16 protein-coding genes and 1 pseudogene are annotated in these 22,940 nt (G+C 57.6%); 11 read left to right on the top strand and 6 right to left on the bottom strand.

Features of this window, described 5'->3' with window-relative positions:
* The first annotated feature begins 41 nt into the window (after positions 1 to 41).
* The 3 genes from WCO56_05265 to WCO56_05255 all read left to right on the top strand — a co-directional run bounded on the left by WCO56_05265 (position 42) and on the right by WCO56_05255 (position 5,452).
* Positions 42 to 2,192, top strand: a complete 2,151-nt coding sequence (locus WCO56_05265; protein ID MEI7728955.1) for a TonB-dependent receptor — start codon at positions 42 to 44, stop codon at positions 2,190 to 2,192.
* Positions 2,193 to 2,274: 82 nt separating this feature from the next.
* Positions 2,275 to 2,826 (top strand): YfiR family protein, encoded by a 552-nt coding sequence (locus tag WCO56_05260; GenBank protein MEI7728954.1) that lies wholly within the window; start codon positions 2,275 to 2,277, stop codon positions 2,824 to 2,826.
* 7 nt (positions 2,827 to 2,833) lie between these two features.
* Entirely contained in the window at positions 2,834 to 5,452 is a 2,619-nt protein-coding gene (locus WCO56_05255; GenBank protein MEI7728953.1) for a PAS domain S-box protein, read from the top strand.
* Here WCO56_05255 and WCO56_05250 read toward each other — a convergent pair.
* Both WCO56_05250 and WCO56_05245 read right to left on the bottom strand, forming a co-directional pair.
* Complete coding sequence (locus WCO56_05250) at positions 5,424 to 6,926, bottom strand: cellulase family glycosylhydrolase (protein ID MEI7728952.1); 1,503 nt, start codon at positions 6,924 to 6,926, stop codon at positions 5,424 to 5,426. The two genes, WCO56_05255 and WCO56_05250, sit on opposite strands and share 29 nt — an antisense overlap.
* 50 nt (positions 6,927 to 6,976) lie before the next feature.
* A complete protein-coding gene (locus WCO56_05245) occupies positions 6,977 to 8,671 on the bottom strand; it encodes a cation:proton antiporter (protein MEI7728951.1) in 1,695 nt (564 codons plus the stop codon).
* A 155-nt stretch (positions 8,672 to 8,826) separates the two neighbouring features.
* On the opposite strand from WCO56_05245, the gene WCO56_05240 reads away from it, so the two are divergent.
* Positions 8,827 to 9,354, top strand: coding sequence for a YgjV family protein (locus WCO56_05240; GenBank protein ID MEI7728950.1), 528 nt, complete (start codon positions 8,827 to 8,829; stop codon positions 9,352 to 9,354).
* Between the two features lie 116 nt (positions 9,355 to 9,470).
* Here the strand turns inward: WCO56_05240 and WCO56_05235 are convergent, their stop codons facing one another.
* Entirely contained in the window at positions 9,471 to 11,351 is a 1,881-nt protein-coding gene (locus tag WCO56_05235; GenBank protein ID MEI7728949.1) for an SGNH/GDSL hydrolase family protein, read from the bottom strand.
* Positions 11,352 to 11,530: 179 nt separating this feature from the next.
* Between WCO56_05235 and WCO56_05230 the strand changes: the two genes are divergently transcribed.
* Positions 11,531 to 12,505: an acetyl-CoA carboxylase carboxyltransferase subunit alpha gene (locus tag WCO56_05230; GenBank protein MEI7728948.1), complete on the top strand. Its 975-nt coding sequence runs from the start codon at positions 11,531 to 11,533 to the stop codon at positions 12,503 to 12,505.
* A 55-nt stretch (positions 12,506 to 12,560) separates the two neighbouring features.
* Complete coding sequence (locus tag WCO56_05225) at positions 12,561 to 13,532, top strand: type I phosphomannose isomerase catalytic subunit (protein MEI7728947.1); 972 nt, start codon at positions 12,561 to 12,563, stop codon at positions 13,530 to 13,532.
* A 35-nt stretch (positions 13,533 to 13,567) separates the two neighbouring features.
* Here the strand turns inward: WCO56_05225 and WCO56_05220 are convergent, their stop codons facing one another.
* The gene (locus tag WCO56_05220) at positions 13,568 to 15,067 is read right to left on the bottom strand and encodes an arylsulfatase (GenBank protein ID MEI7728946.1); all 1,500 of its coding nucleotides are present in this window, start codon (positions 15,065 to 15,067) and stop codon (positions 13,568 to 13,570) included.
* Positions 15,068 to 15,337: 270 nt separating this feature from the next.
* On the opposite strand from WCO56_05220, the gene WCO56_05215 reads away from it, so the two are divergent.
* Positions 15,338 to 15,514, top strand: a complete 177-nt coding sequence (locus tag WCO56_05215; protein MEI7728945.1) for a hypothetical protein — start codon at positions 15,338 to 15,340, stop codon at positions 15,512 to 15,514.
* A gap of 81 nt (positions 15,515 to 15,595) precedes the next feature.
* On the opposite strand, the gene WCO56_05210 is transcribed toward WCO56_05215, so the two are convergent.
* The gene (locus WCO56_05210; protein MEI7728944.1) at positions 15,596 to 16,936 is read right to left on the bottom strand and encodes a TAXI family TRAP transporter solute-binding subunit; all 1,341 of its coding nucleotides are present in this window, start codon (positions 16,934 to 16,936) and stop codon (positions 15,596 to 15,598) included.
* 90 nt (positions 16,937 to 17,026) lie between these two features.
* Positions 17,027 to 18,364 carry a Gfo/Idh/MocA family oxidoreductase gene (locus WCO56_05205; GenBank protein MEI7728943.1) on the bottom strand — a complete coding sequence of 446 codons (1,338 nt, stop codon included), beginning with the start codon at positions 18,362 to 18,364 and terminating at the stop codon, positions 17,027 to 17,029.
* 315 nt (positions 18,365 to 18,679) lie between these two features.
* Here WCO56_05205 and WCO56_05200 point away from each other — a divergent pair, with 315 nt between their 5' ends.
* From WCO56_05200 to WCO56_05185, 4 genes and pseudogenes are all read left to right on the top strand, one after another.
* On the top strand, positions 18,680 to 20,293 hold the full coding sequence (locus tag WCO56_05200) for a fused MFS/spermidine synthase (protein ID MEI7728942.1): 1,614 nt from the start codon (positions 18,680 to 18,682) through the stop codon (positions 20,291 to 20,293).
* 12 nt (positions 20,294 to 20,305) lie between these two features.
* Positions 20,306 to 21,166, top strand: coding sequence for a hypothetical protein (locus WCO56_05195; protein ID MEI7728941.1), 861 nt, complete (start codon positions 20,306 to 20,308; stop codon positions 21,164 to 21,166).
* Between the two features lie 136 nt (positions 21,167 to 21,302).
* Positions 21,303 to 21,623, top strand: a pseudogene (locus WCO56_05190) (sulfatase-like hydrolase/transferase).
* A 58-nt stretch (positions 21,624 to 21,681) separates the two neighbouring features.
* The gene (locus WCO56_05185; GenBank protein MEI7728940.1) at positions 21,682 to 22,647 is read left to right on the top strand and encodes a sulfatase; all 966 of its coding nucleotides are present in this window, start codon (positions 21,682 to 21,684) and stop codon (positions 22,645 to 22,647) included.
* Positions 22,648 to 22,940: the final 293 nt, after the last annotated feature.

The raw sequence follows: 22,940 nt of genomic DNA, 5'->3' as shown, positions 1-22,940 counted from the left end.
CCGGCCAGAAACAAATAAACCCTGTGCCCTTGCTTATGAATATGAGCGACTGTGCGTGGCGGGAGGATGACATTTTGTGTCGTCCCATTCGACTACGGCTCAACCGTTGGCTGTGTTGCCTGGCTTGGCTGGCAGTCTGGCCCGCCATGGGGTGGGCGGAGGGGCCGGGCAAGGAGGTGGGCGATCTGGATATTGACCAGCTTGGCAAGGTGCGCATTGTCTCCACCCTCACGCAGACCAAGGAACGCCTCATTCCCGCCCAAAGCACCACCTTGGATGCGGACACCATTCAGAAAAGTGGCGCCCGATATTTGGATGAATTGCTGGACATTTATTATCCCTACGGCCAGCTCATCCTGCATCATTCGCATGTGGATCACTTTGGCATGCGGGGCATCATCAGTGACCGGGAGGATAAATATTTGTTACGCGTCAACGGACGCACCATGAATCATCGCATGTATGCTGGCGCGGATAGTGAACGCGACCTGCCACTCTTGGGTGATTTGCGGGAAGTCACCGTCATTGCCGGCCCGGCCTCGGCCACGTATGGGGCTGGCGCCATTGCCGGGGTGTTGAACCTGGAAACCCACAATGGCATGACGTTTAAGGGGTTGGACGCCACGTTTCGCCAGGGTTTTTGGGATTATTTTACCGCCGGGGAAGTCCGTTTGGGTCACCAGTTCAGCGATCAATCGGGCATGTTCCTGTACTACGGTGTCGCGGACCAACCGGGTGCCAGCCAGAATGATTCCCCGTATGTTTTTGGGAAAACCTTTACCACCAAAAATGGCACCGTAGTCAATGCCGGCGAACCGGTGGATATTCCCGTCAGCAACCTGCGGGCCGCCCCGTATGACCGCCTGAAACAAAAAGCCCACGCGAGTTATGTGTATGGTCCCGTGGAAGTCTGGCTGCGGTACACGGAAGGCGGTGTGAAGTCGCGCCCGCGCCGGGACACCCTGGCCACCACCACCCAACCGCTTACCGAAGACTTGGGGTACACCTCGTTTGACCGCCAGTTCACCACAGTGGTTGCCCTGAAAAAAGAGTTGTCTGATGAGTTCCAGATTGATGCCCAACTGGGCTATGACTATTTCCTGAATATCTACGATGAAAATCCCTGGCGCATGGCCCGGGGCGAGCAGGATTACACCGGACGGGTAATTGGCCGCTGGACCCCCAACGACGCACATGCCTTGGCGGTAGGCCTCAGTTATTCGCATGAAATATTTAACGGCCCGGTGGCCAAAGGCACGCCCCCGCCCACGGATCGCTGGCAGACGGAAACCGTGTCCCTTATGGCTGAACATCAATGGACCTTGAGCGAGCACTGGACCACGTTTATCAGCGGTCGGTTGGATAATCATACCTACGCGGAATGGCTTTTCTCACCACGGGTGGCGGTGGTGTGGACCCCCACCCCGCGCGACACAGTGAAACTGATCGCCGCCCGGGCGATGCGCCGCAGTGGCGACGCCGAGTTGCGCCGGGAATATCTGGTTCACGGTGACGATGGGGACGTGGAATCCCTGCAAAGTATCGAGTGGCGATATGAACGGATTTTACCGAAATCCTGGCACGCCGGGGTGGGCGTCTATGTGGAGGATTACCGGGCGATCGGTTTCGATCAAACCCTCAACCAGTCCGCTTCTTTGGGCCGGTACGCGATATTTGGGGTGGAACCGGAACTGGGCTGGCGCAGCGAGAAAACCCGGGTGACGTTGTCCCACACGTACACGCAATTGTTGGGCGCGCAAAGCACCAGCGCCGGCCAGGGGATTTCCGCCATGCCGCGCGGCTATGGCCACGATCTTGCCAGTTGGGCCAACCACGTCACTAAACTGACCCTCATCCAAGAGTTGAGTGAGAAGTGGTCGGGCAGCACTTCCTTGCGGGTGTATTGGGGATTCCCCGGGGCGCAGGATTTGGCTCAGTGGAACGCGGACAACGGCGGCACGAGCAGTCTGGCCTTGGCGAATCCGGGATACGACCAGGCCTTTGGCCCCAATGTATATTGGAACGCCGGCTTGCAATATCAGGCCACCAAGCAACTGCTGCTGCGCTTGGATGCGTACAATATGGCCGGTTGGTTCGACCAGACGCTCAATAAACGCAATTATATCTTGCGCGGCTCGGAATATTCCATCGAATCCCCGGCGCTGGCGGTCACGGTCAAGTGGACGTTCTGATATGGGCAGGCAACCGCAAAATAAGGCGCACGCCCTCGCCGCTGGGAAATTCGGAATTCGGAATTCGGAATTCGGAATTACCTTGGCGGCTGCCAAGTTGGTCGCGCTAGTACTGGTATGCTGCTGGCCGCTGCTGGGCCGCGCGGCGGTGACCACCGACAACCCCTGGCTCGTCAAAGCCGCCTATCTATTTAATTTTGCCAAATACGTGGAATGGCCAACGACCCGGTTCACCTCCACCAATGACCCGATTTGTATCGGTGTGCTGGGCGATGATCCTTTTGGCGTCGCGCTGGATAACGTGGTCAAAAATCGCACCGCCCAGCAACGTCCGGTTACCATACTTCGCGCCAAAAAAGTCGAAGAATTGCTGGCCTGCCATATTGTCTATATCGGGGCCTCGGAACAAACCCGGCTCGTTCAGATTCTCTCCCAATTGCGCAAACTTCCGGTGCTCACCGTCGGGGAACAGCGTGATTTCCTCGAGCAGGGCGGCATGGTGCGCTTGCGCACACAGCGACAAAGCGTGGTGTTTGACGTCCATCTGCCGGCGGCTGACACGGCCCAACTGAAACTCAGTGCGCGCCTGCTGGAAAACGCGCAATCAGTCATTCGCAAAGCGACCCCGGAATAACCCAGCCATGTTGCGTGATGCCTCCATTCGAAGCAAGGTGACGCTGGTCTTACTGGCCGGCTGCGGGCTGGCGATTTTCCTTTCCGGCCTGGGGTTGGCGGTGTTCGAGTGGGCCACCTTCCAGCGGCGCGCCGTCAGCGGCCTCCAATCCCATGCGGAGATGGTGGCCACCAGCGTGTATGGCGCGGTGGATTTTGGCAATAAAGAGGTGGCGACGGAAACGCTGGCCGCCTTGCGCAGTTCCAAAGACATCGTCGCCGCCCATCTGTTCACCATGGATGGCAAGCTGTTTGCCAGTTACCAGCGGGATTCCGGCTCCCCGCAACCGCCGGTCCTGCCCAAGGATGGACCCACCTTCGAGGACGGGGACCTGCTCCTGGTGCAAACTCTGTCCCGCAACAACGAACCGTTTGCCCGTTTGTGTCTGCATTCCGACCTGCAAACGCCGCGCCAACATTTTTTCAAGTCCGTTGGTATTTTGGTGAGTGTCTGTTTGTTACTGTTTCTCGCGGCCATCTGGCTATCCAATTTATTGCAGCGCGCCATCACCGGCCCTGTTTTGGCGCTCGCGTCCACCGCCCAGGCGGTGACCGAAAAAAAAGATTATGGCCTGCGCGCCCCCAAACACGGCAATGATGAGATCGGGCGCCTGGCGGACAGCTTCAACGTCATGTTGACCACTGTCCAACAACGGGATGAATCACTGCGAAAAAATGAGGCGTTCTTAAGCCGGCTCATTGAAAGCGCCGCTGACGCCATTTATCTGTGTGACTCGGCAGGGCAGATCGTCCGGGCCAACCAACAGGCCCGCCAAGGTTTGGGTTATGAGCCGGACGCCTTCGCCCGCATGAAAATCTGGGAGGTCGAAACCACCCTGGCCGGCCAGGAAGCGCTCGCCCTGCAGTTTTCGCAACTAGCCAACGGTCAAACCCTGACGCTCAGCGGCCAGCTTCGCCGCAAAGACGGTACGTTTGTCCCTGTGGAAATCCGTCTCTCCCTCATGGAGACCGCCACCGGTGTCTTTGTGCTCCGTTTTGCCCGCGATATTTCCGAGCGCCTGCGTGCCGAGACACAATTGCGCCAGCTTGCTACCGTTGTGGAACAGGCGGCGGAGGACATCGTCGTGACCGATCTCGACGGCACCATTGCCTATGTCAACCCGGCCTTTGAATCCATCACCGGTTTTACCCGCAGTGAGGTGCTTGGAAAAAATCCGCGTATTCTCAAGTCTGGACGCCAGGACACCGCGTTCTATCGGGATTTGTGGGACACTGTGCGAGCGGGCAAAACCTGGACTGGACAGTTCACCAACCGGCGCAAAGACGGTCGCACGGTAATCGAGGCAGGCACCATTTCCCCGATTGTGGACACCCACGGAAAAACCGTCGGCTATGTCTCGGTCAAACGCGACATCTCCGGGCAGGTCAAGATGGAGGAGCAGCTCCGCCATGCCCAAAAAATGGAGGCCATCGGCCAACTGGCGGGCGGCGTCGCCCATGATTTCAATAATATTTTAACCGTCATCATCGGCCAGGTGGAATTGATGCAGACCCGGGATGATCTCGCGCCCGGGCTTAATGAGTCTCTCCTGGAAGTGTCCACCGCCGCGCACCGCGCCGCTAACCTTACCCGCCAGTTGCTCGCCTACAGCCGCCGGCAAATCATGCAGATGCGCGCCCTGGACCTCAACGAAGTGGTTAATAATTTGCATAAAATGCTCGTCCGCCTGATTGGCGAGCACATCACCCTGACCTGCGTTTATGGCAGCGGGCCACTGGGCGTCCGGGCCGATGTCGGCATGTTGGAACAAATCCTGGTCAATCTGGCGGTGAACGCCCGCGATGCCATGCCCCGGGGCGGCCAGCTCAAAATCACCACGGCGGCCGCCGAGTTTGGCCCGACGGGTCTGAGCCACCCCGAGGCGCGGCCGGGAAAATTTGCCTGCCTCACCGTCGCCGATACCGGGCAGGGCATGTCGGAAGAGACACGCCAGCGGATTTTTGAGCCCTTTTTCACCACCAAGGATGTGGGCAAGGGCACCGGGCTGGGGTTGGCTACGGTGTATGGCATTGTCAAACAACATGACGGCTGGCTGGAGGTGAAAAGTACGGAGGGACGCGGCACCACGTTCAACATTTATTTTCCGCTCACCACGCGCGAGGCGCCCACCACCCCGTCCGCCTCCACCCCGCCGGTATTGCGAGCTGGCCATGAAACCGTTCTGGTGGTGGAAGACGAGCCGGGCGTGCGCACCATGGTGCGTTCCGTCCTCACCCAATACGGATACCAAGTGTTGGAGGCCGGCAATGGACAGGAGGCGCTGCAAGTGTGGTCGCAGCATGCCGCCGCCATCAACCTGTTGCTTACCGACATGGTCATGCCCGAAGGCCTCAGCGGCTTGGAACTCGCGCATCGTCTGCTGGCGGAAAAGCGCGGTTTAAAAGTGATTTGCAGCAGCGGTTACAGCATGGACCTGCAACTGGCGGATCCGCATCCCGGAATCGTCTGCCTGCCCAAACCTTACCAGCCCGCCGCACTGGTTCGGTTGGTGCGCGAGTGTCTGGACCAGCCTGGCAAAGGAACCACTGGCCCCGGCGCTATTTCTGGTACTGCTGCAACAGGGTGAGCATTTCCCGGTCGAGCTTGTGGCCGTGCCAGTCTTCGTAAACCACATCCGTCCGTCCGCTGTCCAGAATCCCGAAACTGCCGCGAAAGTTCCACAGTGCCCAACCGAACCGGGCTTCTTTCCAATTATCCAACCAGCTCTTCATCCACGCCAGCGCCACTGGGTGCGGCGTTCGGTTATGGCAGCCCCATTCTCCGACAAATACCGTTTCCCCGCGCGCGGCGATTTCCAGCCACGGTTTCAGATAATCCTTGAGCGGGGCATCCGCCGGCACCCCGGGTGGCGGTGACAGCCGTCCGTCCGCCTCAAGGCTCAACGGCACTTGCTTCTTGCCATACGACATGTCGGTTCCGTAGGTCCGCTTGGAGCCGCCCGGCAGGCGGATCGTCAACTCACTGAACTTGAGCCAGTCGCCTTCCACATTCTCTAGCGTGAATTCCCGGCAATCGGTCGGCAGACTGACGGTAAAAAACAAATCCCGGGTCGGTTGCATCAACACATAGCGCTTCTCGGTGTCCACGCGCTTCCAGTCCTCCGGGCTGGCCTTGGGGTCCACCACTTTTTCGGCCACCGTTTTTCCATCCGCCCTGGCCATCAGTTTATTTTTTTGCGAGATCTGGAAAAATTTAAGTGAAATTTCCGTGCCGGCTTTGAAAGCGCCCTGGATCGTGAGCGGTGATTTCAAATCGGGTTTCACCGGACCATAAAGGTTGCCGATTAACTTGACACTGGGCCAGACCGGCTCCGGCCACTGCTCCGATCCCTTCACCCAGCTGGCCTTATAATGCGAGATGGTTCCTGGGTGATATCCCCGGGTGGCCTGAATCACATTGTCATATTTTAAAAATTCCGGGAGTGGCTCTTTGCCCACATTCAAACCATCCACGATAATCAGCCGCCTGGGATCCTCTTTTTGAATCGCCTCAATGGTGCGGCAAAACACCTTGAGAAAATTTTCCCGCGAGGTATGCGTCGGCTCGTTGAGCAAATTAAAGCTGAGGTGTTCCGGCGGCACCTGCCGGTACCGTTTGGCAAACATCACCCAATGATCCACAAACACCGACAGCGTGTGCTCGTTGGTCCACAGGTTGCTGGGCTCCTCCGGCGGGTTGATGCAAAAGCCCGGGGCGCGATGCAGGTTCACCGTGACATGGATGTGATATTTTTTGCCCAGTTCGATGGCTTGATCCACCTCCTTCAGCGTATCCTCTTTGAACTTCAACCAGTCCCCTTTCTCGACGTAACAACGATAGTCCATCGGCAGCCGCACATAATTAAATCCCAGTTCGGCGATCCACTTGAAGTCATCCTCGTTGAATGGCGTGTTGCGGTTCATATTATACTTCTCCAGCAGGTTGAACCCCCGCCATTTGGAAGTGTCCACGGTGCCGATTATTTGGGCGTCCCCGCCCCGGGTCAGGCAGGAAACCATGAAGCCGGCCAAAATCAGTGCGGTGCGCAAGTATGTTGTCATGGCGGAAGTACACCCCAAAACCATCCGCCTGCCCAGCGTTTTTTGTGTGATTATGGGATCACCTCGCGGCGTTCTTTTAACACCGCGTCCAGCTCTTTGCGCTTGTGGTCCAACCGGCCATTGCGGGCGTCTTCCACCAAGTGGAACCATTCCACCGCCTCGATGATGCGCGCCAGGCACACATAATCCGCGCCGGCCTGATAAAGCCCAGGCACTTCCGAAAGCAATTCTGAGTGAACAATAATTTTGGCCTTGCGATTCAGCTCGCGCAACTGCCTCACCAAACGCACATTGTTGATTCCCTTGAGCACGGTGTTGGGCAGCGTGCAGAGGATGATTTGAGCCTCCTGAATACCCGCGTGCTCCAGGGTATGCCGCTGGCTGATGTCGCCATAAACCGTACTGACCTGGCGCGCGCGCAATTCCTGGTGAACCTGCGGATTGAAATCCACCACGCGCAATTCCCGTGCCAGCGTGGGGTTCTGGATGGTGATTTCCTCCAGCAACGAGCTGGCCGTCCAACTAAAACCCAGCATGAAGATGCGTGGCGTTGGCCCGGGTTCAGCGGGGGCCGCCGTTTCCTGGTCGAGGTCTTTAACCGAGAGGGATCGCAACGCCGTAATCACTTTCCGCACGATGCGATCTGAGGCCATGATCGCATACGTCGAGGCCACCGCCAGAATGACAAACGCGTATGCCAAAACCCCGCTGGAATATGCGCTCAAATGATGCGCGCTTAATCCCAGCGCCATGATCACCAGCGAAAATTCACTCACTTGTGCCAGGTTCAGCGCCGGCAAAAAGCTGGCCCGCAATCCCTGCCGCATCCAATAGAGCGGCAGAAAAACCGTCAGCAACCGGCTGGCCAGCACAAAGGCGCATAACACCACGGCACCCAGCAAATATTCCAACGTCGGGCGCGGGATCATCATGCCCAGCCCCACAAAAAATAACGTCAGGAAAAAATCGCGCAAACTGGTGATCTTGGCGATGACATCCAGGGTGTATGGAAATGTGGAAATCGCCACGCCTGCCACCAGTGCACCCATCGCGCGCGAAAGGCCGAAATGTTCGCCCAACGCGCCCACCAAAAAACACCACGCCAGCGCGCCCACCAGCACCAGCTCCGGCAACCGCGCCACCGTGCGAAAGATGGACGGCAGCGCGTATCGGCTGGCGGTGAAGGCCACCACGACCAGCAGCACCACTTTGACCAGCGAGAGTAAAATGGGGCCCACCCGCGGATCGCCCAACTGCGGTTGAATGGCCAGGAACAGGATGGCAAAAATATCCTGCAACACCAGCACCCCCAGCGTGATGCGACCCGGCAGGGTGTCCAGCTCCCGTTTGTCATAGAGCACTTTGACGACAATCACTGTGCTGCTTAACGCCGCCGCCACCGCCAGATAGACAATCTCCAAGCCCTTGATTTCCACCACCCGGCTCAGGCCCAAAAAAAAGAGCAGGCCAAATCCGAAGCAGCCAAAAATCTGGCTCGCGCCCGTGACGGTGATCCTGCGGCCGGCACTGATGATTTTCTTCAGGTCAATCTCCAGTCCAATCATGAACAACAACAGAATCAACCCCAGTTCCGAAATGGTATGGATGGACTGCGTGTTGGCGACCCATTTAAGCCCTTGCGGGCCGATGAAAAAACCGGCCAGTAAATAAGCCAGAACCAACGGTTGTTTTAGCGTATGCGCCAAGACCGCCATGCCCCAGGCCACCATGATACAGATGGCCATGTCATTAATTACCAAATGATCCACAGCGTTCGAGAATACCCGGGCGCGATTGCCGGTGCCATACAATAGTTGTTTATCCTGTTTATTCGCGACCGCTGACACGCTTTAAAATACTTGCCAACCGCATGTTCAGGGTGCAACGATTTCCCCCTCGTATGCAGGTTTTTACTCCCGCTCAGTGTATTGGCTATGTGGCGTTTGTGCTTGGGGTGGCCGCCTTTCTTCAGAAAGACGACCGCCGACTCAAGTCATTGCTGGCCAGCGAATGCCTGGTGTACACCGTTCATTTTTGGATGTTGGGCAATCTCCCTGCGGCGCTCAGCGCCTTGACTTCGAGTGTTCGCACGTTTCTGGCCATCAGAACGCGCTCACGCTGGTTGGCCGCGTTTATCATCGGCGTTAATATCACCATCGGCCTTGCTTTCGCCAAAACTCCGGCGGCTTGGTTGCCCACCCTTGGCTCCTGTCTGGGAACGATTGCCGTCTTTATGCTCCATGGCATTGCGATGCGGTTGCTGGTCCTGGTGGCCACGTTTCTCTGGCTGGCCAACAACATCCTCAGCGGTTCCATCGGCGGCACCCTGCTGGAGGCCATCATCGCCATCGTCAACATTTCAACCATCATTCGCCTCTATCGCACGCCCAAGACTGAGACCGACTCCGGCACAGTGCGGGAAGTATAGCGCCTCACGACCAGTGAGGAAAACGGGTGCTGAATGGACTTTAAACCCGAAATCCGAGGTAGCTCGCAGCGGTCTTGCTTCAGCGGAGTTCGGGTTAAAACTCAATTCCCACCCGCTTACTCTTTGAACCAGATCTCCAGCAGGCGGCCAATGATCTGGCAGCCGCGTTGGTTGGCGTGAACACCGTCGCCCATGAACCAGCCGTAAGTCTTGCCGCTGTCCTGAATATATGCCCACCAAGGACCGGTCATATCGAAGAAGGCGCATTTCTCCTCCGCCGCCACCTTCTGCATATTGAAACGGAAATTACTCGTCGTGGTGTCAATCGTGCGCGTGAACGTCTTGATGTGTTCGTCGCGCATAGAACCGAAGACCGGCGTCAGCAGTAGCACTTCGGTATCCGGCTTTTTGGCTCGCACCTGTTGAATCACTGATCGGACGGCCTCGGCGTCACCACCGTTGGAAATGCCGCCGATGACCAGTAGGTCCGGATTGTGCTTCAGCACGTAGTCCTGGACGCGATTCTCTTCCCGGTAGTATTTGCAACCGGTGGAACTGCGCAGAGAGGGAATCTTGATCAGCTTGCACTTGGGATAGTCCCGCATGAGCAGCAGCTCGAACGATGAACCGGAGGTATTGCCCATAATGCTGTCGCCCAAGAGCACCATGCGCAATTCGCCACCGTCGCGCAGTTTGCTCATCGTTTTCGGAATGTTCGCGAAGCGACCAGCCGGAGGCTGGAACACAATCGGGTCCATCGCGGCATAGATCGCGTCAATCTTTTCCAAGGTGCTCATGCTGGCGAAAGCATCGGCGATGCTGCCATTAAGCAGGAAACCACCCATGCGCGCCGTGCCGGACGAGGCAACTTTGAGAACAAGTTCATGCCCAACCTTGCGGTCCAAACCTTTGGCCAGGGAAACCGGACGCATCGTTGGGCTGGTCACATCCCTGGGTGCGGGCAGCTTGCGGAATGCCGCGCCATCCAAAGCGTATTCGTAGTCCGCACTATCCTTATCCACCACGTCAAGGATGCCGATTTCCGAGCCCTTGAATTTCAGTGTCAGTGTTGCACCAGATTCGGTTGAGGCGAGGATATGACGAAAAGGACCGATAGGGCTGGCCTGCCCCGGTTTCCAGTTGCCGGACCGCACGACTTGCTGATCCTCATAGGCGACGATGCGTCCGTTGTCGTCGGTTTCCGGGAACAACGGGGCGGGCAACTTGTATGGGGCGGGTTTATCCGGGATGGGATGGGCGGTCATCAGCGCGTCCACGAATTTCGCCACTGCGGCAGCATAGATTTTGGCACCGGCATCGGTCGGGTTGATGCCATCCGCGGAAAACGCCTCAAAAGAAATCTCACCCGCAATGATTTTTTCCGCCGCGTATTGCGCCAGATTCAGACTGGGAATGCCGTAATGCGCGGCAATCTGCTCACTGATACGAATATACTCGGGCATCTGGCCCGCCCGATAGGCCTTCAGCATTTCGGGCGTCAGGGTGTAAACCAGGATGCGGCTGTGCGTGGCGCGATACAGGGTAACCTGGCGGACCAACCCTTCGAGCGAGGTTTTGACCTGTTCGAGGTCAGCGGTGCGATCAGCAGCAGCGAAATCGAGAATGGCCAAATGTCCACTGGCGATCACCTCGCCAAAGACCGGCTGTCCCCGGCTGCAACGGTAAAGGCCAAACCAACTGCCGCCCGGCTGAATATGCCGCGTCTCGTTCATGCCCGCCTCCGGGAAATATTTCTTGAAACCCTTCACCATCTGGGCGGAGTAGCGCAAATTCGCGTCTTTCAGCCCGTTGCCGGCCAGCACCGAGTCGCCGATGAAGAACAGGTACTGGTTCCCAACGGTGTTCTGCTTGAAGAAGTATTGGCTGTTGGGAATGCCGCCGCGAATCTGGTAGTAATCCGCTGCCGGGACAGTCCAAGCCACCGAGGCGTTTAGCAGGGCGGCAAAGACCGCGCTCTTAAAAACAAGGTTTGTCATAAATGTTTCATCCACATCTTGATTCTTCTGCCATTCTACGGGATGGCCGCCTGCATTAACAAGCACTTATCGTCAGACATCCACGCAACCACTTGTCCGCAGACAGGTTATGTAATGACGATGAGCGGCAGAATTCCAGGTTGCATCCGAGCGCGGGTTTAGGCTAGTATCACTCGTCTATGAAGCATCAGCTCGATTTCGAGAAACCGATTGCTGAGTTACAACGGAAACTGGATGATTTGAAAAAACATTCGGGGTCTGAGTCATTTCAGGACGAGATTGAGCTAATCCAGAAGAAGCTGGCCGAGAGCCGCAAGCAGGTCTATTCCAATCTGACTCCTTGGCAACGGGTCCAACTCGCCCGGCATCCCAAGCGCCCATTTGCGCTGGATTACATCAACTCGATCTGTACCGATTTCTGCCCGTTGCATGGCGACCGCCTTTTTGCGGAAGATCGGGCCATGGTGGGCGGGTTTGCCCGGCTGGACGGCCAGCAGGTCATGATTATCGGCACGCAAAAAGGCCGCGACACCAAGGAAAATATCCGCCGAAATTTCGGGTCCGCCCACCCGGAAGGTTATCGCAAGGCGTTGCGCCTAATGCAGTTGGCCAACAAATTTGGGCTGCCAATCATCACCTTGATTGATACGGCAGGGGCCTATCCCGGCATCGGGGCCGAGGAACGGCACATTGCCGAAGCCATCGCGGTGAACCTGCGCGAAATGATGGTCATGGAAGTGCCCATCGTTGCCGCCGTCATCGGCGAGGGTGGATCGGGTGGCGCGTTGGGGATTGGGGTGGCGGATCGGGTGTTGATCCTCGAAAACGCCTACTATTCGGTGATCAGCCCGGAGGGGTGCGCGGCGATTTTGTGGAAAGATCGTTCCGCCGCCGCCAAGGCCGCCGAAGCACTGAAAATCACCGCCAAGGATTTGCTGGGGCTGGGGCTGGTGGATGAGATCATCCCCGAGCCTTTGGGTGGCGCGCATACAGATTCGGCAACCACTATGGCTAACCTGAAACAGCATTTGGTGAAGAACCTCAAGAGCCTGCTGAAACTGTCTGCCACGGAACGACTCAAGCGGCGTTATGATAAGTTCCGCGCGCACGGGCAGTTCATCGAGAAATTACCGCAATCCGAAGCCAAGGCCTGAGGCCGCTGCCCGGTGGGCGCAGCCATGGGAAAACCGATCACGCATCACACAGCCTATGTTTTATCCACTCACTTTCCACCCCATCTTCAAAGAGCGCGTTTGGGGCGGGCGCAAGCTGGAACAACTCTATCACAAGGCGCTGCCAAACGGGGTGCCAATCGGGGAGTCATGGGAAATCTCGGATCGCCCCGGAGATGCCAGCGTCATTGCCAACGGGCCATTCGCCGGCAAAGATTTGCGCTGGTTGATGGAACAGCATGAGCGGGCGGTGCTCGGTAAAGCCGCCTCCTATGGCGGACGGTTCCCATTGCTGATCAAAATTCTGGATGCCCAGCAGGTGCTCTCGCTCCAAGTACACCCTCCCGCCGCCCGGGCCAAGGAACTCGGTGGCGAACCCAAAACCGAGATGTGGTACTTCACCGATTGCGGCCCTGACGCCGTCATCTATGCCGGGCTAAAAACCGGGGTGACCCGCGCGGAATTCGAGCGCCGCACCAAAGACGGCACGGTGGCGGATTGTTTCCACCGGCTCCCGGTGAAACCGGGGGATACCATGTTTTTACCGAGTGGCCGCGTCCATGCGCTGGGCGCGGGGGCGGTGATGTTTGAAATCCAGCAGAACTCGGATACCACCTACCGGGTGTTTGACTGGAACCGGGTGGGGTTAGATGGCAAACCGCGCGCATTGCATATCGCGGAATCCCTCGCCAGCATTGATTTCAACGACTTCGAGCCGTCGCTGGTGAAGAGCATCTATTCCCAGAACCCCGCCATCAAAGTGCGCTTCTTGGTGGACGACCCATTATTCCGCGTCAACGCCTGCCTCGCCAAACGCGGCTCCCGTTTTCATCTGCGCGTGGAAACCGCGTTGGTGATCGGCGTGGTCAAAGGCACGCTGCACATCAGCGGCGGCGGACAGCAAGTGACCGTTGGGGCTGGTCAGTTCTGCCTGATCCCCGCCGCCCTGGAACGCGCCTCCTTCCAAGCGGAAACCCAAGTGGAGTTTCTCCAGGCTGAACCGTTGTAATCCGAGCTTTCCGTTTTCCACTTTCCACTTTCAGCTCACTTCCCCAACCGGTCCAGCGCCGCAAACGGAAATTCGGCGGACGGGGTGTGTTGCGCCCGCATGAGCGCTTCCATTTTCGCCACCATTTCCGGGTGCTGCGCGGCCACATCGTTCTTCTCGGCCAGGTCTTCTTTCAGGTTGTAGAGTTCAATCTTCAAATTCGCCGATCCTGCCTTGCCCTTGGGAACCAAGGCTTGCCGCACCCCTTTCCAATCGCCGATCCGCACACTTTGCTGTCCACCATAGCCAGGGAACTCCCGGTACAGGAACGGACGCGGCTCCTGGGCGCGACCGAGCAGCGTAGGGACAAAGGAGATGCCGTCCACCTCGCCCGGCGTCAGCTCCGGCACGCCAACGAACTCCAGCAGCGTGGGCAACCAATCTTCAAAGCCCGTGACCCGGTCACTGGCGCTGCCGGCGGCGATGCGCCCTTTCCACCGCACCAGCAGTGGCACGCGGACCCCGCCTTCATAGAGCGAACCTTTCCGGCCGTTCAAGGGACCGGCCGATTCAAAAAAATCAGCGTCCGTCCCGCCCAACTGATCGTACAGCGGGCCGTTGTCCGAGGTGAAGACGAAGAGCGTGTGGTCTTCGAGCCCGAGTTCCTTGACGAGATCCATCATCCGGCCAATCTCGCGATCCAGCCGCGTGATCATCGCCGCATAGGCGGCGCGCGGCGCGTAGTGCGGCAGGTAACCGCTGGTGCCGGTGTACGGTGTTTCGGGGAATTTCCCAAGATACTCCTGCAAGGAATCCTCCGGCACTTGCAGTGCGAGATGTGGCACCGTGGTCGTCCAATAAAGAAAGAAGGGGGTGCTCCGGTTGGCTTTGACAAACTGACGGGCTTGCTCAGCGATGAGGTCCGGCGAGTAGTCTTTGCCAAGGTATGGCTTATAATTATTGGCATCCTTCGGATCAACCCCGGCGGGCAATTTCTGGTGCGCCGCAAAAGCCGGGTTGTTCAACACCACCCGTTGGGCGTTGTCCCAAAGGCTGGTCGGGTAATAGTTATGCGCCACGCGCTGGCAGTTGTAGCCGTAGAAACGATCTAAGCCCTGTTTCAACGGTGCTCCCTCGCTGTCGGGCGCGCCCAAACCCCACTTGCCAAAAGTGCCATTGATGTACCCGGCCTTTTTCAACAACTTCGGCAGCGTCACCAGGTCCGCCGGGATCGGGAATTGCCCCTCGGGCTTCACCTCACGGTTGTTGCGGATGAACGCATGTCCCGGATGCTTCCCGGAAAGCAGCACGCACCGCGAAGGCGCGCAGACGGCATTGCCGGAATAGTGTTGCGTGAACTTCATCCCCTCCGCCGCCAGTCGGTCCAGGTTGGGCGTGTGGATTTTCTTTTGCCCAAACGCGCCGATGTCGCCGTAGCCCAAGTCATCCGCCAGGATGAAAATGATATTCGGCTTGGCCGCCGCCAGGGTGGAGAGCGCCACTGACCACAGCAGACAGGCCATCAGCCACCGTAAAACAAGACTCTGTTTCATCATACGTTCCAAGTGTGAAACCTTTTTCAACGTCTGACAACTAGGATTGCGCGGGTTTTTCATGATCCTCTTTTGGTCTTATTTTTTTTGCCATGTCCGGTGCCGAATTTTTCTGCAAAATCGGCTTCATTCCGCACTCCGCACTCCGCGTTCCGCATTTGCATATTTTTCCTCCCGGCGGCAACCGCTTTTCCCACCCTTCGGCTAGGCTGTCCCCGCAGTTAAATGAATTAACTGCATAACCATAAACAAAGAAAAGAAGAAAGGTACACCATGAACTCAGCAATCCTGACCGGGCTGGCCCGGCACTTCCTAACCTCCCTCGGCGGCATTCTCGTCGCCCGGGGCATCACCGACACTACGGCCGTTGAGGCCGCCGCCGGGGCGCTCGTGACCCTGGCCGGCTTCGCCTGGTCGGTCTTCGCCAAGACGCGCCTGCCGCGTCCCTAGTCCGCATCACCACCCGGGGTGGTTCACGCTGCCCCGGGTTTTTGTTTTCGGGATTCGCTTCTCAAAACTGGACGTCACCCGTTACTTCTTCACCCCCAGCTTGATTTCTTCAAGCCGTCCGCGGAGGTAGCGCACATGGCTGCGCAACGAATAATACTCACTGGCATACATGATGGGCACAGTGAGTTTGGCGAGTTCATCTTCGTATTCGGCCAGTTGCACGATGTCGGCATCCAAGGTTTGCGCGATGTTCCCGCTGCTGATTTTATCGTCAATCACCATGAGGGCGCGGTATTTCAGGGCGATTTTGCGGCGGATCCGCCAGCGATAGGTGGGCAGCGCCAGTTTAACCAAGGGGATGGCCAAGGTGACCAGCGGAATGGCCATGATCCACAGGCGGTTGGCCAGGTTGGCAACCCAGAACGGAAAAAACTTGTAGAAGAAGGACGGGCCTTTCTCGTGAAACTGTTTGGCTTCCGGCAGGAGCGGGAAGGTGACCCCGAGCTTCGAGGGAAACGTGCCCGGTTTTTCGAGCCAGGTGCCTTCTTCTTGAATTTCCCGGCAGGTTTGCAAAATCAACACCGCCAGGTCGCCGTTCAGGTCATCGCGGCAAATCAAGTTGGCCAGCGGAGAAAGCAGCGTGAGGGTTTTGGACGGATAATTTTTTTCCAAGTCGAGCAAACCCTCGCCGATGATGACGGTGGAAAGGTGCGGCAGGCGGCTGATGTAGGCCTGGGCGCGGCGGGCCTCGAACAGGCTCAGGGCGGGATCGGCCATCAGCCGGTACACATCGGGGTGCGGCTTGGTTTTATCCATCGGATCATTGACCGGCGCGACGAGGAAGATGGCTTGCACTTGGTTTTCCTGAAGGGCTTTGATGGCCTCCGTGGAACCAATACCCACGCGGGAAGATTCCGGGATATTGTTTTCCCGGAGTAACACCTCGGACAACATCTGGGTGCCGGAGCCTTTCTTGCCGATGGCGACCTTCAGATGCTTGAGATCGGCAATATTGGTGAAGCCGCTGTCATTGCGGTAAAAGAACCAAAGCGGCTCGTAGAACAAGCTGCCGAGGGCGCAGATGGTATCCTTGTCGCCATCATAAAACCGCTCCGCCCCCCCTTGGCCAAACGCCACGCTGACACCGGAGTTGTCATCGGAGAGCAGCTTGAGGTTTTCGATCGTGCCGGCGGAAGGGCGCAAAGTCACCGTCAACCCCTTCTTTTCGAGCGCGGCTTTTAACTGGATCCCGAAGCGATGGTACCCGCCTTTCTCGGACCCGGTGGCGATGGTGATGGCCCGGGGCGGCGGCGGCGTCACAAACTTGTACGCCACCGCAAACCCGACCAACACCAGCAGGATGGCCCACCAATTGTATCGTACCAAATCAAAGAGCCCACGAAACAGCGTGTACTTTCTCATAACAACCTAAAATCCGAAATCCGAAATTCCCAGAGTCCGTCTCCTTACCTCGACGGCTACGAACTCTGGTGTACCCAGGAAATCGCAGACTTAACCATTCAGCGTCCAGCCAGCGCGATATTTGCGCGCGAGCAGCGCATCGGCCTCCGGGGAATCCGTCTTGCCGGTGGCGCCGTCGTACTTGAATTTTTTACCGACACGATAAGCCACCAGACCCAGCAGCATCGTCTCGATCAGGTTTCCGCTGTATTCGAAATCACAGGTGGTCTTCAGATCACCCTTGGCGGCGCGAATCCATTCGCCCTGGAAATCGCCCAGCGGCGGCAGCACGGTTTCCTTGGTGCGCGGCTTGTAGTAGGTCATGTCCGCCTTATCCCCGAGGGGCAGGAGGATGCGGGAATTGAAGCCCGAAGCCAGGTATCCCTTGCTGCCATCGAACAGCGCACCGTGGTCAATCTTGTTCAGGTCCAAATATTTGCTCGGCGATTCCGGCATCGCGCCACCCTGATACCAGTGGAGCTTGATGCCCTTGCGCCAGCTATTGGCCGGCATTTCAAACTCGCTGTGCAGCAGGACCGGGGTGACCTCCGGGTTGAAGGGATCGCCCTTGGCCTCGACACTGGTGGGTAACGTGGCGTCCATGGCGTTCCATGCCAAATCCATCGTGTGACTGCCCATATCGCCGACCTGGCCGGTGCCGAAATCCCAATACATATTCCATTGCAGACAGTTCATGCCCGACCCGCCCTTGAAATACTCCGGGCTGAAAGGATGCATGGGCGATGGGCCGACCCACAGATCCCAGTTGATGTGGCTGGGCGGCTCGCCCGCACCCGCCGGATAACCGGGCCGTCCGAGCTTGCGGTTGCCCCAGGCGCTGACTTCCTTCAGGTCGCCAATCGCGCCGTCCAGCACCAATTCGCGCACGCGGTTGAAATTTTCGATGGCATGGCGCTGGGTGCCCACCTGGGTGGCGACTTTTTTCTTATTCTTCAGGTAATTGGCACGCACCACGCGGGCTTCCTCGACGCTGATGGCCAATGGTTTTTCGCAATAAATATGCAGACCGCGATTCAAGCACCAATTGGAAACAAAGGCGTGCGTATGATCCAGGCTGCAGCAGACCACCGCCTGGAGATCCTTTTGCTCCAGCATTTTCCGCCAATCGGCGTACTGCTTGGCGTTGGCGGCTGATTCACCCAGCTTCTTGGCCCCATAGGCCAGATGCTCGGCGTTGATATCGCACAAGGCCACCACGTTTTCCTTGCGGATGGCGCCGAAGTGCGCCTCGCCTCGGCCCCAAGTGCCGATCAACCCGATATTAAGTTTGTTGCTGGGTGCATCGGCCCCAAAGAGTTTGACTCGCGGGAGAATGAGTAATCCGGCTCCAGTGCCGGCCACAGTGGAAAGAAATTGGCGTCGTTTCATGGTGGTGTTGGTTGTTTTGGTTCTTATTCTATCATGGTTTCAGGATAACAGACTTGCAGTCACCTGGCCCCAGGCGACTGGCGCAACGTTGCAGCTTCGGCTAACATGCAAACAACTTATCCGAGCCCGCCAGATCGTCAAGCATGGATTCACGCTCCGAACAATGCGAACGCGCCGGCTCAATCCCAGCCCCGGGACTAAAATCGTGGCGACCAGTCCAAAACTTGGGGTGAGCCAACCCAGCTTGCAGGCTCCTCGGATCGCCATCGGTTTAAGTTTGCACCCCCAGCCTTCCCGGCTTACAACAGGGGGCACGTGAAAACTGTACCTGTAATTCAACCGCTACCAGCGGCGCCCACCCCCGCCGCGGTGCAAACGTTGCCAGCCAACCTGCGCCGTTTCCTCTACTTGACCTCCGCGCTCACCGGCGCGGCTATCCTGATCGTGGAAATTCTGGGGGCAAAAATGCTTTCGCCTTATGTCGGCACGTCGCATTTTGTCTGGACGGCCCAAATCACGGTGACGCTGGTGGCGCTGGCCACCGGTTACTACCTGGGCGGTTGGCTGGCGGATCGGTCGCCGGGCTTGGATCGCATGTATGTCTGCATTCTTGGCGGAGCGATCTATCTCTGCGCCACCGTGCCGCTATGTCGTTCCGTGGCGTATGCGTGCCTGGAATTCCGGTTGGCGGTCGGTTCGCTGCTCGCCGCTCTATTCCTGTTTTTTGTGCCGCTCACTCTGCTCGCCACAGTTGGGCCGTTCCTCGTCCGCAACTTTACCCGGTCGGTGGATTCGGTGGGCGGCATGGTTGGCCGCCTCTCGGCGATCAGCACTTTGGGGAGCGTGGGCGGCACGCTCCTGATCGGCTACGTGCTCATCCCGCACCTGCCCAATTCGATGACGATGTATCTCACGGCCATAACGCTGATGACGGTGGTAGTGCTGTATTGGTTTGGGGTTCGTCCACAGCCGGCGAAGTCCTTGGCGAAAGCGTTGGTCGTTGTCGGTTTGTTTGCCGGGTTGGCGACCGGATTCGCCGGGGTGCATCATGATGTCCGGGTGGAAATTCCCAATTTCGAGGAGCTGGAACGGCGCAATTCCAATTTTGGCGAGATGATCGTAATCCAGCATACCAATCAATTGGTCCGCTATTACCTGAATGATTTTTTGACGCAAAACACGTATGATCCGATGCGCAAGCAAAGCCTGTCCATGTTCACCTACATGTTGCACGGGTTGGCGCGCACCTACACGCCCAAGCTCGAACGGGCGCTGTGCATTGGCCTAGGGGTCGGCATTGTCCCCATGGCGCTCGCCAAAGACGGCGTGTCCGTGGATGTGGTGGAAATCAATCCCGCCATGGTGGGCGTTGCGCAGCGCCACTTCAACCTGGAACCGGACAAATTGCACATCCTGATCGAGGACGGCCGGCCGTACTTGAACCGCTGCACGAACCGTTACGATGCCGTCGTACTGGATGCCTTTCTGGGCGATTCCTCCCCCTCGCACCTCATGACCCGCGAGGCCTTTCAAGCCATGAAACAGGTGTTGAACCCGAACGGCACGCTGGTCATTAATTCCTTCGGTGACTTGACCCCCGGCAACGACTTTTTCACCGCTTCACTGGAGCGGACCCTGCAAAGCGTATTCGCCTCGGTCAAGATACACACCTCAACCCACGGCAATGTGCTGTTCGTTGCGTCGGATCGCAAGCCGTTGGAGTTTGTGCGCCAACCTGATCTAACCCAAGTGCATGATGCCGCGATCATCCAAACCGAAGCCGCCTACCGCACTGTAGCGGAGACCCAACCGGGTCACGGGCGAATATTGACCGATGATTTCAACCCGGTGGAATTCTACGACGCCAAAAACCGCGAGGATATCCGCCGCAGTCTGGCCTTTCGCATGCGGGATAAAGACAGCGACTAGGAGTCCGCTCCCATGGCTGGCGAATATAAATTCAACAAGTTGCAATTAAAAGCCCGGACGGCCGCGCCCAAGCCGCCCGAGCAAACCGCCCCAGCCGATCCACCCCCGAAACCAGGCACCCAGCCGGAACCGGCGGCCATCCCTGCCTCGCTGTATCCCGCGCCACTCGCGCCCACGACCTTGGAGTTCCGCACCAAAGTGGAGGCCGTTTTGGCCAACAAAGTGCAGGAGGAACTCCAATCCCACTGGCTGGCCACGTGGCTGTTGGGTGCCGCCGCCGTCGGCGTGGTCTTTTTCACCTTCTGGTTCATTTACCTGTTTTGGAGCGCCGCGCTCGGCACGTTCATGGAATCGCGGCATTGGTTCCGGATGGCGCTCTCTGCCGCCGCCGTGATGGCGCTGTTTTACCTGCACTTCCGCCGCCGCCGAACGTATTCCACGGAGTTGACCATCCCGCTCAAAGGCGGCACCGCCCCGCTGGATATTTATTTGCCGGTACAGTTTGGGCAGGTATTGATGAGCCCGGAATATTTTGCCCCGCCCGCCTTCATTGGCCCGCTAAAATACCTGGCCCTGGGTCTTTTCCTCGGACCGCACGTGGCGGCCACCGCCCAATACGCGCACCGCTGCCGCCCGCGCTTGCAGGCGGTGGATGTCAGCGCCTGCGCGGATATCGTGGTCCTGCTCATGGGTTTTAACAAACGGGTTCCCTTGGCGGAGATTGTGGAAGCGTTCCCGCAACTTGAACCACCGGTGATCTTGCGGCAATTGGCGCGCCTCAGTGGTATTTTATTTATCCAGGGCGAGACGCCCGCCCTCACGCTGAGCGAAGACTTGCGGCGTGAATTGCAGGCGGCCATGGGCGCAACGTAACGGAGCATAGAATCCAAAACTTGCAGTTTTCGGCCTTCGCTTTTCGGATTTGACTGGAATATTATCCTGGCCCGCCTAATCTTCACGCATGACAAATGCCTCGTTGCGCACCACGTGTCTGGCTTTGCTGTTATCGTTGCTCTCACTCAACGCAGCCAGTCGCCCTTTGAATTTCGTCTTCATCCTGGCGGATGATTTGGGGTGGACTGATCTCGCCTGCTATGGCAGCAAATTTTATGAGACGCCCAACCTGGACCGCCTGGCCTCGCAAAGCGCGAAATTCACCCAGGCTTATTCCGCCTGCACGGTTTGCTCTCCCACCCGCGCGGCGATTCTCACCGGCCGGTATCCCGCTCGCTTGCACATCACCGACTGGATCAAGGGCCACGTCTATCCCAAGGCCAAACTGCGCGTGCCGGATTGGACGATGTACCTGCCGCTGGACGAGGTCACCCTTGCGGAAGCGCTGAAGCCCGCTGGCTACGCCACTATTAGCATTGGCAAATGGCACCTGGGTGAGGAAAAATATTGGCGGCTGCGACAAAGGGCAGCCGCCCAGCTATTTTTCCCCCTACAAAATCCCCACGCTTCCCGATGGACCGGTGGGCGAGTTTCTCACCGACCGCGAATCTGCCGAGGCCTGCAAATTCATAGAGGCCAACCAAGCCCGTCCGTTTTTCCTTTATCTGCCGCATCATGCCGTACACACGCCCTTGATGGCCAAAAAAGAAGTCGTGGAAAAGTACACGGCCAAAATCCAACCTGACCAGGCCCAGTCCACTCCCAAATACGCCGGCCTGGTGGAGAGCGTGGATGACAGTGTGGGCCGCGTCTTAAAAAAACTCGCTGAATTAAACCTGGAAGACCGCACGGTTATCGTCTTCACCTCCGATAACGGCGGGTTGGTGCTGAATCGGGTCACCTCCAATGTGCCACTGCGTGCTGGGAAAGGGTCCACGTATGAAGGTGGCGTGCGGGTCGTCAGCCTGATCAAATGGCCCGGCGTCACCAAGCCCGGCTCCATCATCGAGACCCCCATCATCAGTGTGGATTATTTCCCCACCCTGCTGGAGCTGGCCGGGGTGAAGCCGCCGGCTGGGAAAATCATTGATGGCGAAAGCCTGGTTCCGTTGCTCAAAGGCACTGGCAGCTTGAAACGGGATACGCTCTATTGGCATTACCCGCACTATCATCCCGGCGGCGCCACTCCTTACAGCGCCATCCGGGAAGGCGACTGGAAGCTTATCGAGTTTTTCGAGGATAACCATGTGGAACTGTACAACCTGAAAGACGATCTCAGCGAGCAAACCGATCTGGCCGCAAAAGAAGTTACCCGCGTGGCGAAACTGAAAACAAAAATAAACGACTGGCGGCAGGCGGTCGGGGCACAACTGCCCTCGCCAAATCCGGATTACGATCCCAACTTCAAACTCAAACGCGCACAAAACCAGCGGGCCTTGGAAAAATCCAAGGGAGAATAAATATCGTGGAAGGCCATTCTTCAGCCTATGTCAAAATTTGACAATCCCCAAAGTGGCTGTATATTACCTCGACCATGTGTATTGGCGTAAAGCGCCGTTCCTTTGGCTTTGATCTTTTGGAATGAACAATTTCGGATTGGGATTGCACGCCTCAATCTGATTATCCTCGTTGTGCCACCAGTGCATTCAAATTCCCTGGGCTGCTCAGTTATCCCCTAAACTGTGCAGCTCGTATTTTTTCTAGCAGCCTGTCGGACTTAGAAAAGCAGTTTTTTTAAGAAGCCCGGACATAA

Source organism: Verrucomicrobiota bacterium (genome assembly GCA_037139415.1).
Lineage (GTDB): Bacteria > Verrucomicrobiota > Verrucomicrobiia > Limisphaerales > Fontisphaeraceae > JBAXGN01.
Note: the sequence above shows the minus strand (reverse complement) of the source record. Positions and strands in the feature narration are given on the sequence as shown.

Bases quoted from the DNA above. Each gene is read 5' to 3' on its own strand.
- WCO56_05265 (MEI7728955.1), top strand. From the start codon at position 42: ATGAGCGACTGTGCGTGGCGGGAGGATGACATTTTGTGTCGTCCCATT.
- WCO56_05255 (MEI7728953.1), top strand. From the start codon at position 2,834: ATGTTGCGTGATGCCTCCATTCGAAGCAAGGTGACGCTGGTCTTACTG.
- WCO56_05250 (MEI7728952.1), bottom strand. From the start codon at position 6,926: ATGACAACATACTTGCGCACCGCACTGATTTTGGCCGGCTTCATGGTT.
- WCO56_05245 (MEI7728951.1), bottom strand. From the start codon at position 8,671: ATGGCCATCTGTATCATGGTGGCCTGGGGCATGGCGGTCTTGGCGCAT.
- WCO56_05240 (MEI7728950.1), top strand. From the start codon at position 8,827: ATGCAGGTTTTTACTCCCGCTCAGTGTATTGGCTATGTGGCGTTTGTG.
- WCO56_05235 (MEI7728949.1), bottom strand. From the start codon at position 11,351: ATGACAAACCTTGTTTTTAAGAGCGCGGTCTTTGCCGCCCTGCTAAAC.
- WCO56_05230 (MEI7728948.1), top strand. From the start codon at position 11,531: ATGAAGCATCAGCTCGATTTCGAGAAACCGATTGCTGAGTTACAACGG.
- WCO56_05225 (MEI7728947.1), top strand. From the start codon at position 12,561: ATGTTTTATCCACTCACTTTCCACCCCATCTTCAAAGAGCGCGTTTGG.
- WCO56_05220 (MEI7728946.1), bottom strand. From the start codon at position 15,067: ATGATGAAACAGAGTCTTGTTTTACGGTGGCTGATGGCCTGTCTGCTG.
- WCO56_05215 (MEI7728945.1), top strand. From the start codon at position 15,338: ATGAACTCAGCAATCCTGACCGGGCTGGCCCGGCACTTCCTAACCTCC.
- WCO56_05210 (MEI7728944.1), bottom strand. From the start codon at position 16,936: ATGAGAAAGTACACGCTGTTTCGTGGGCTCTTTGATTTGGTACGATAC.
- WCO56_05205 (MEI7728943.1), bottom strand. From the start codon at position 18,364: ATGAAACGACGCCAATTTCTTTCCACTGTGGCCGGCACTGGAGCCGGA.
- WCO56_05195 (MEI7728941.1), top strand. From the start codon at position 20,306: ATGGCTGGCGAATATAAATTCAACAAGTTGCAATTAAAAGCCCGGACG.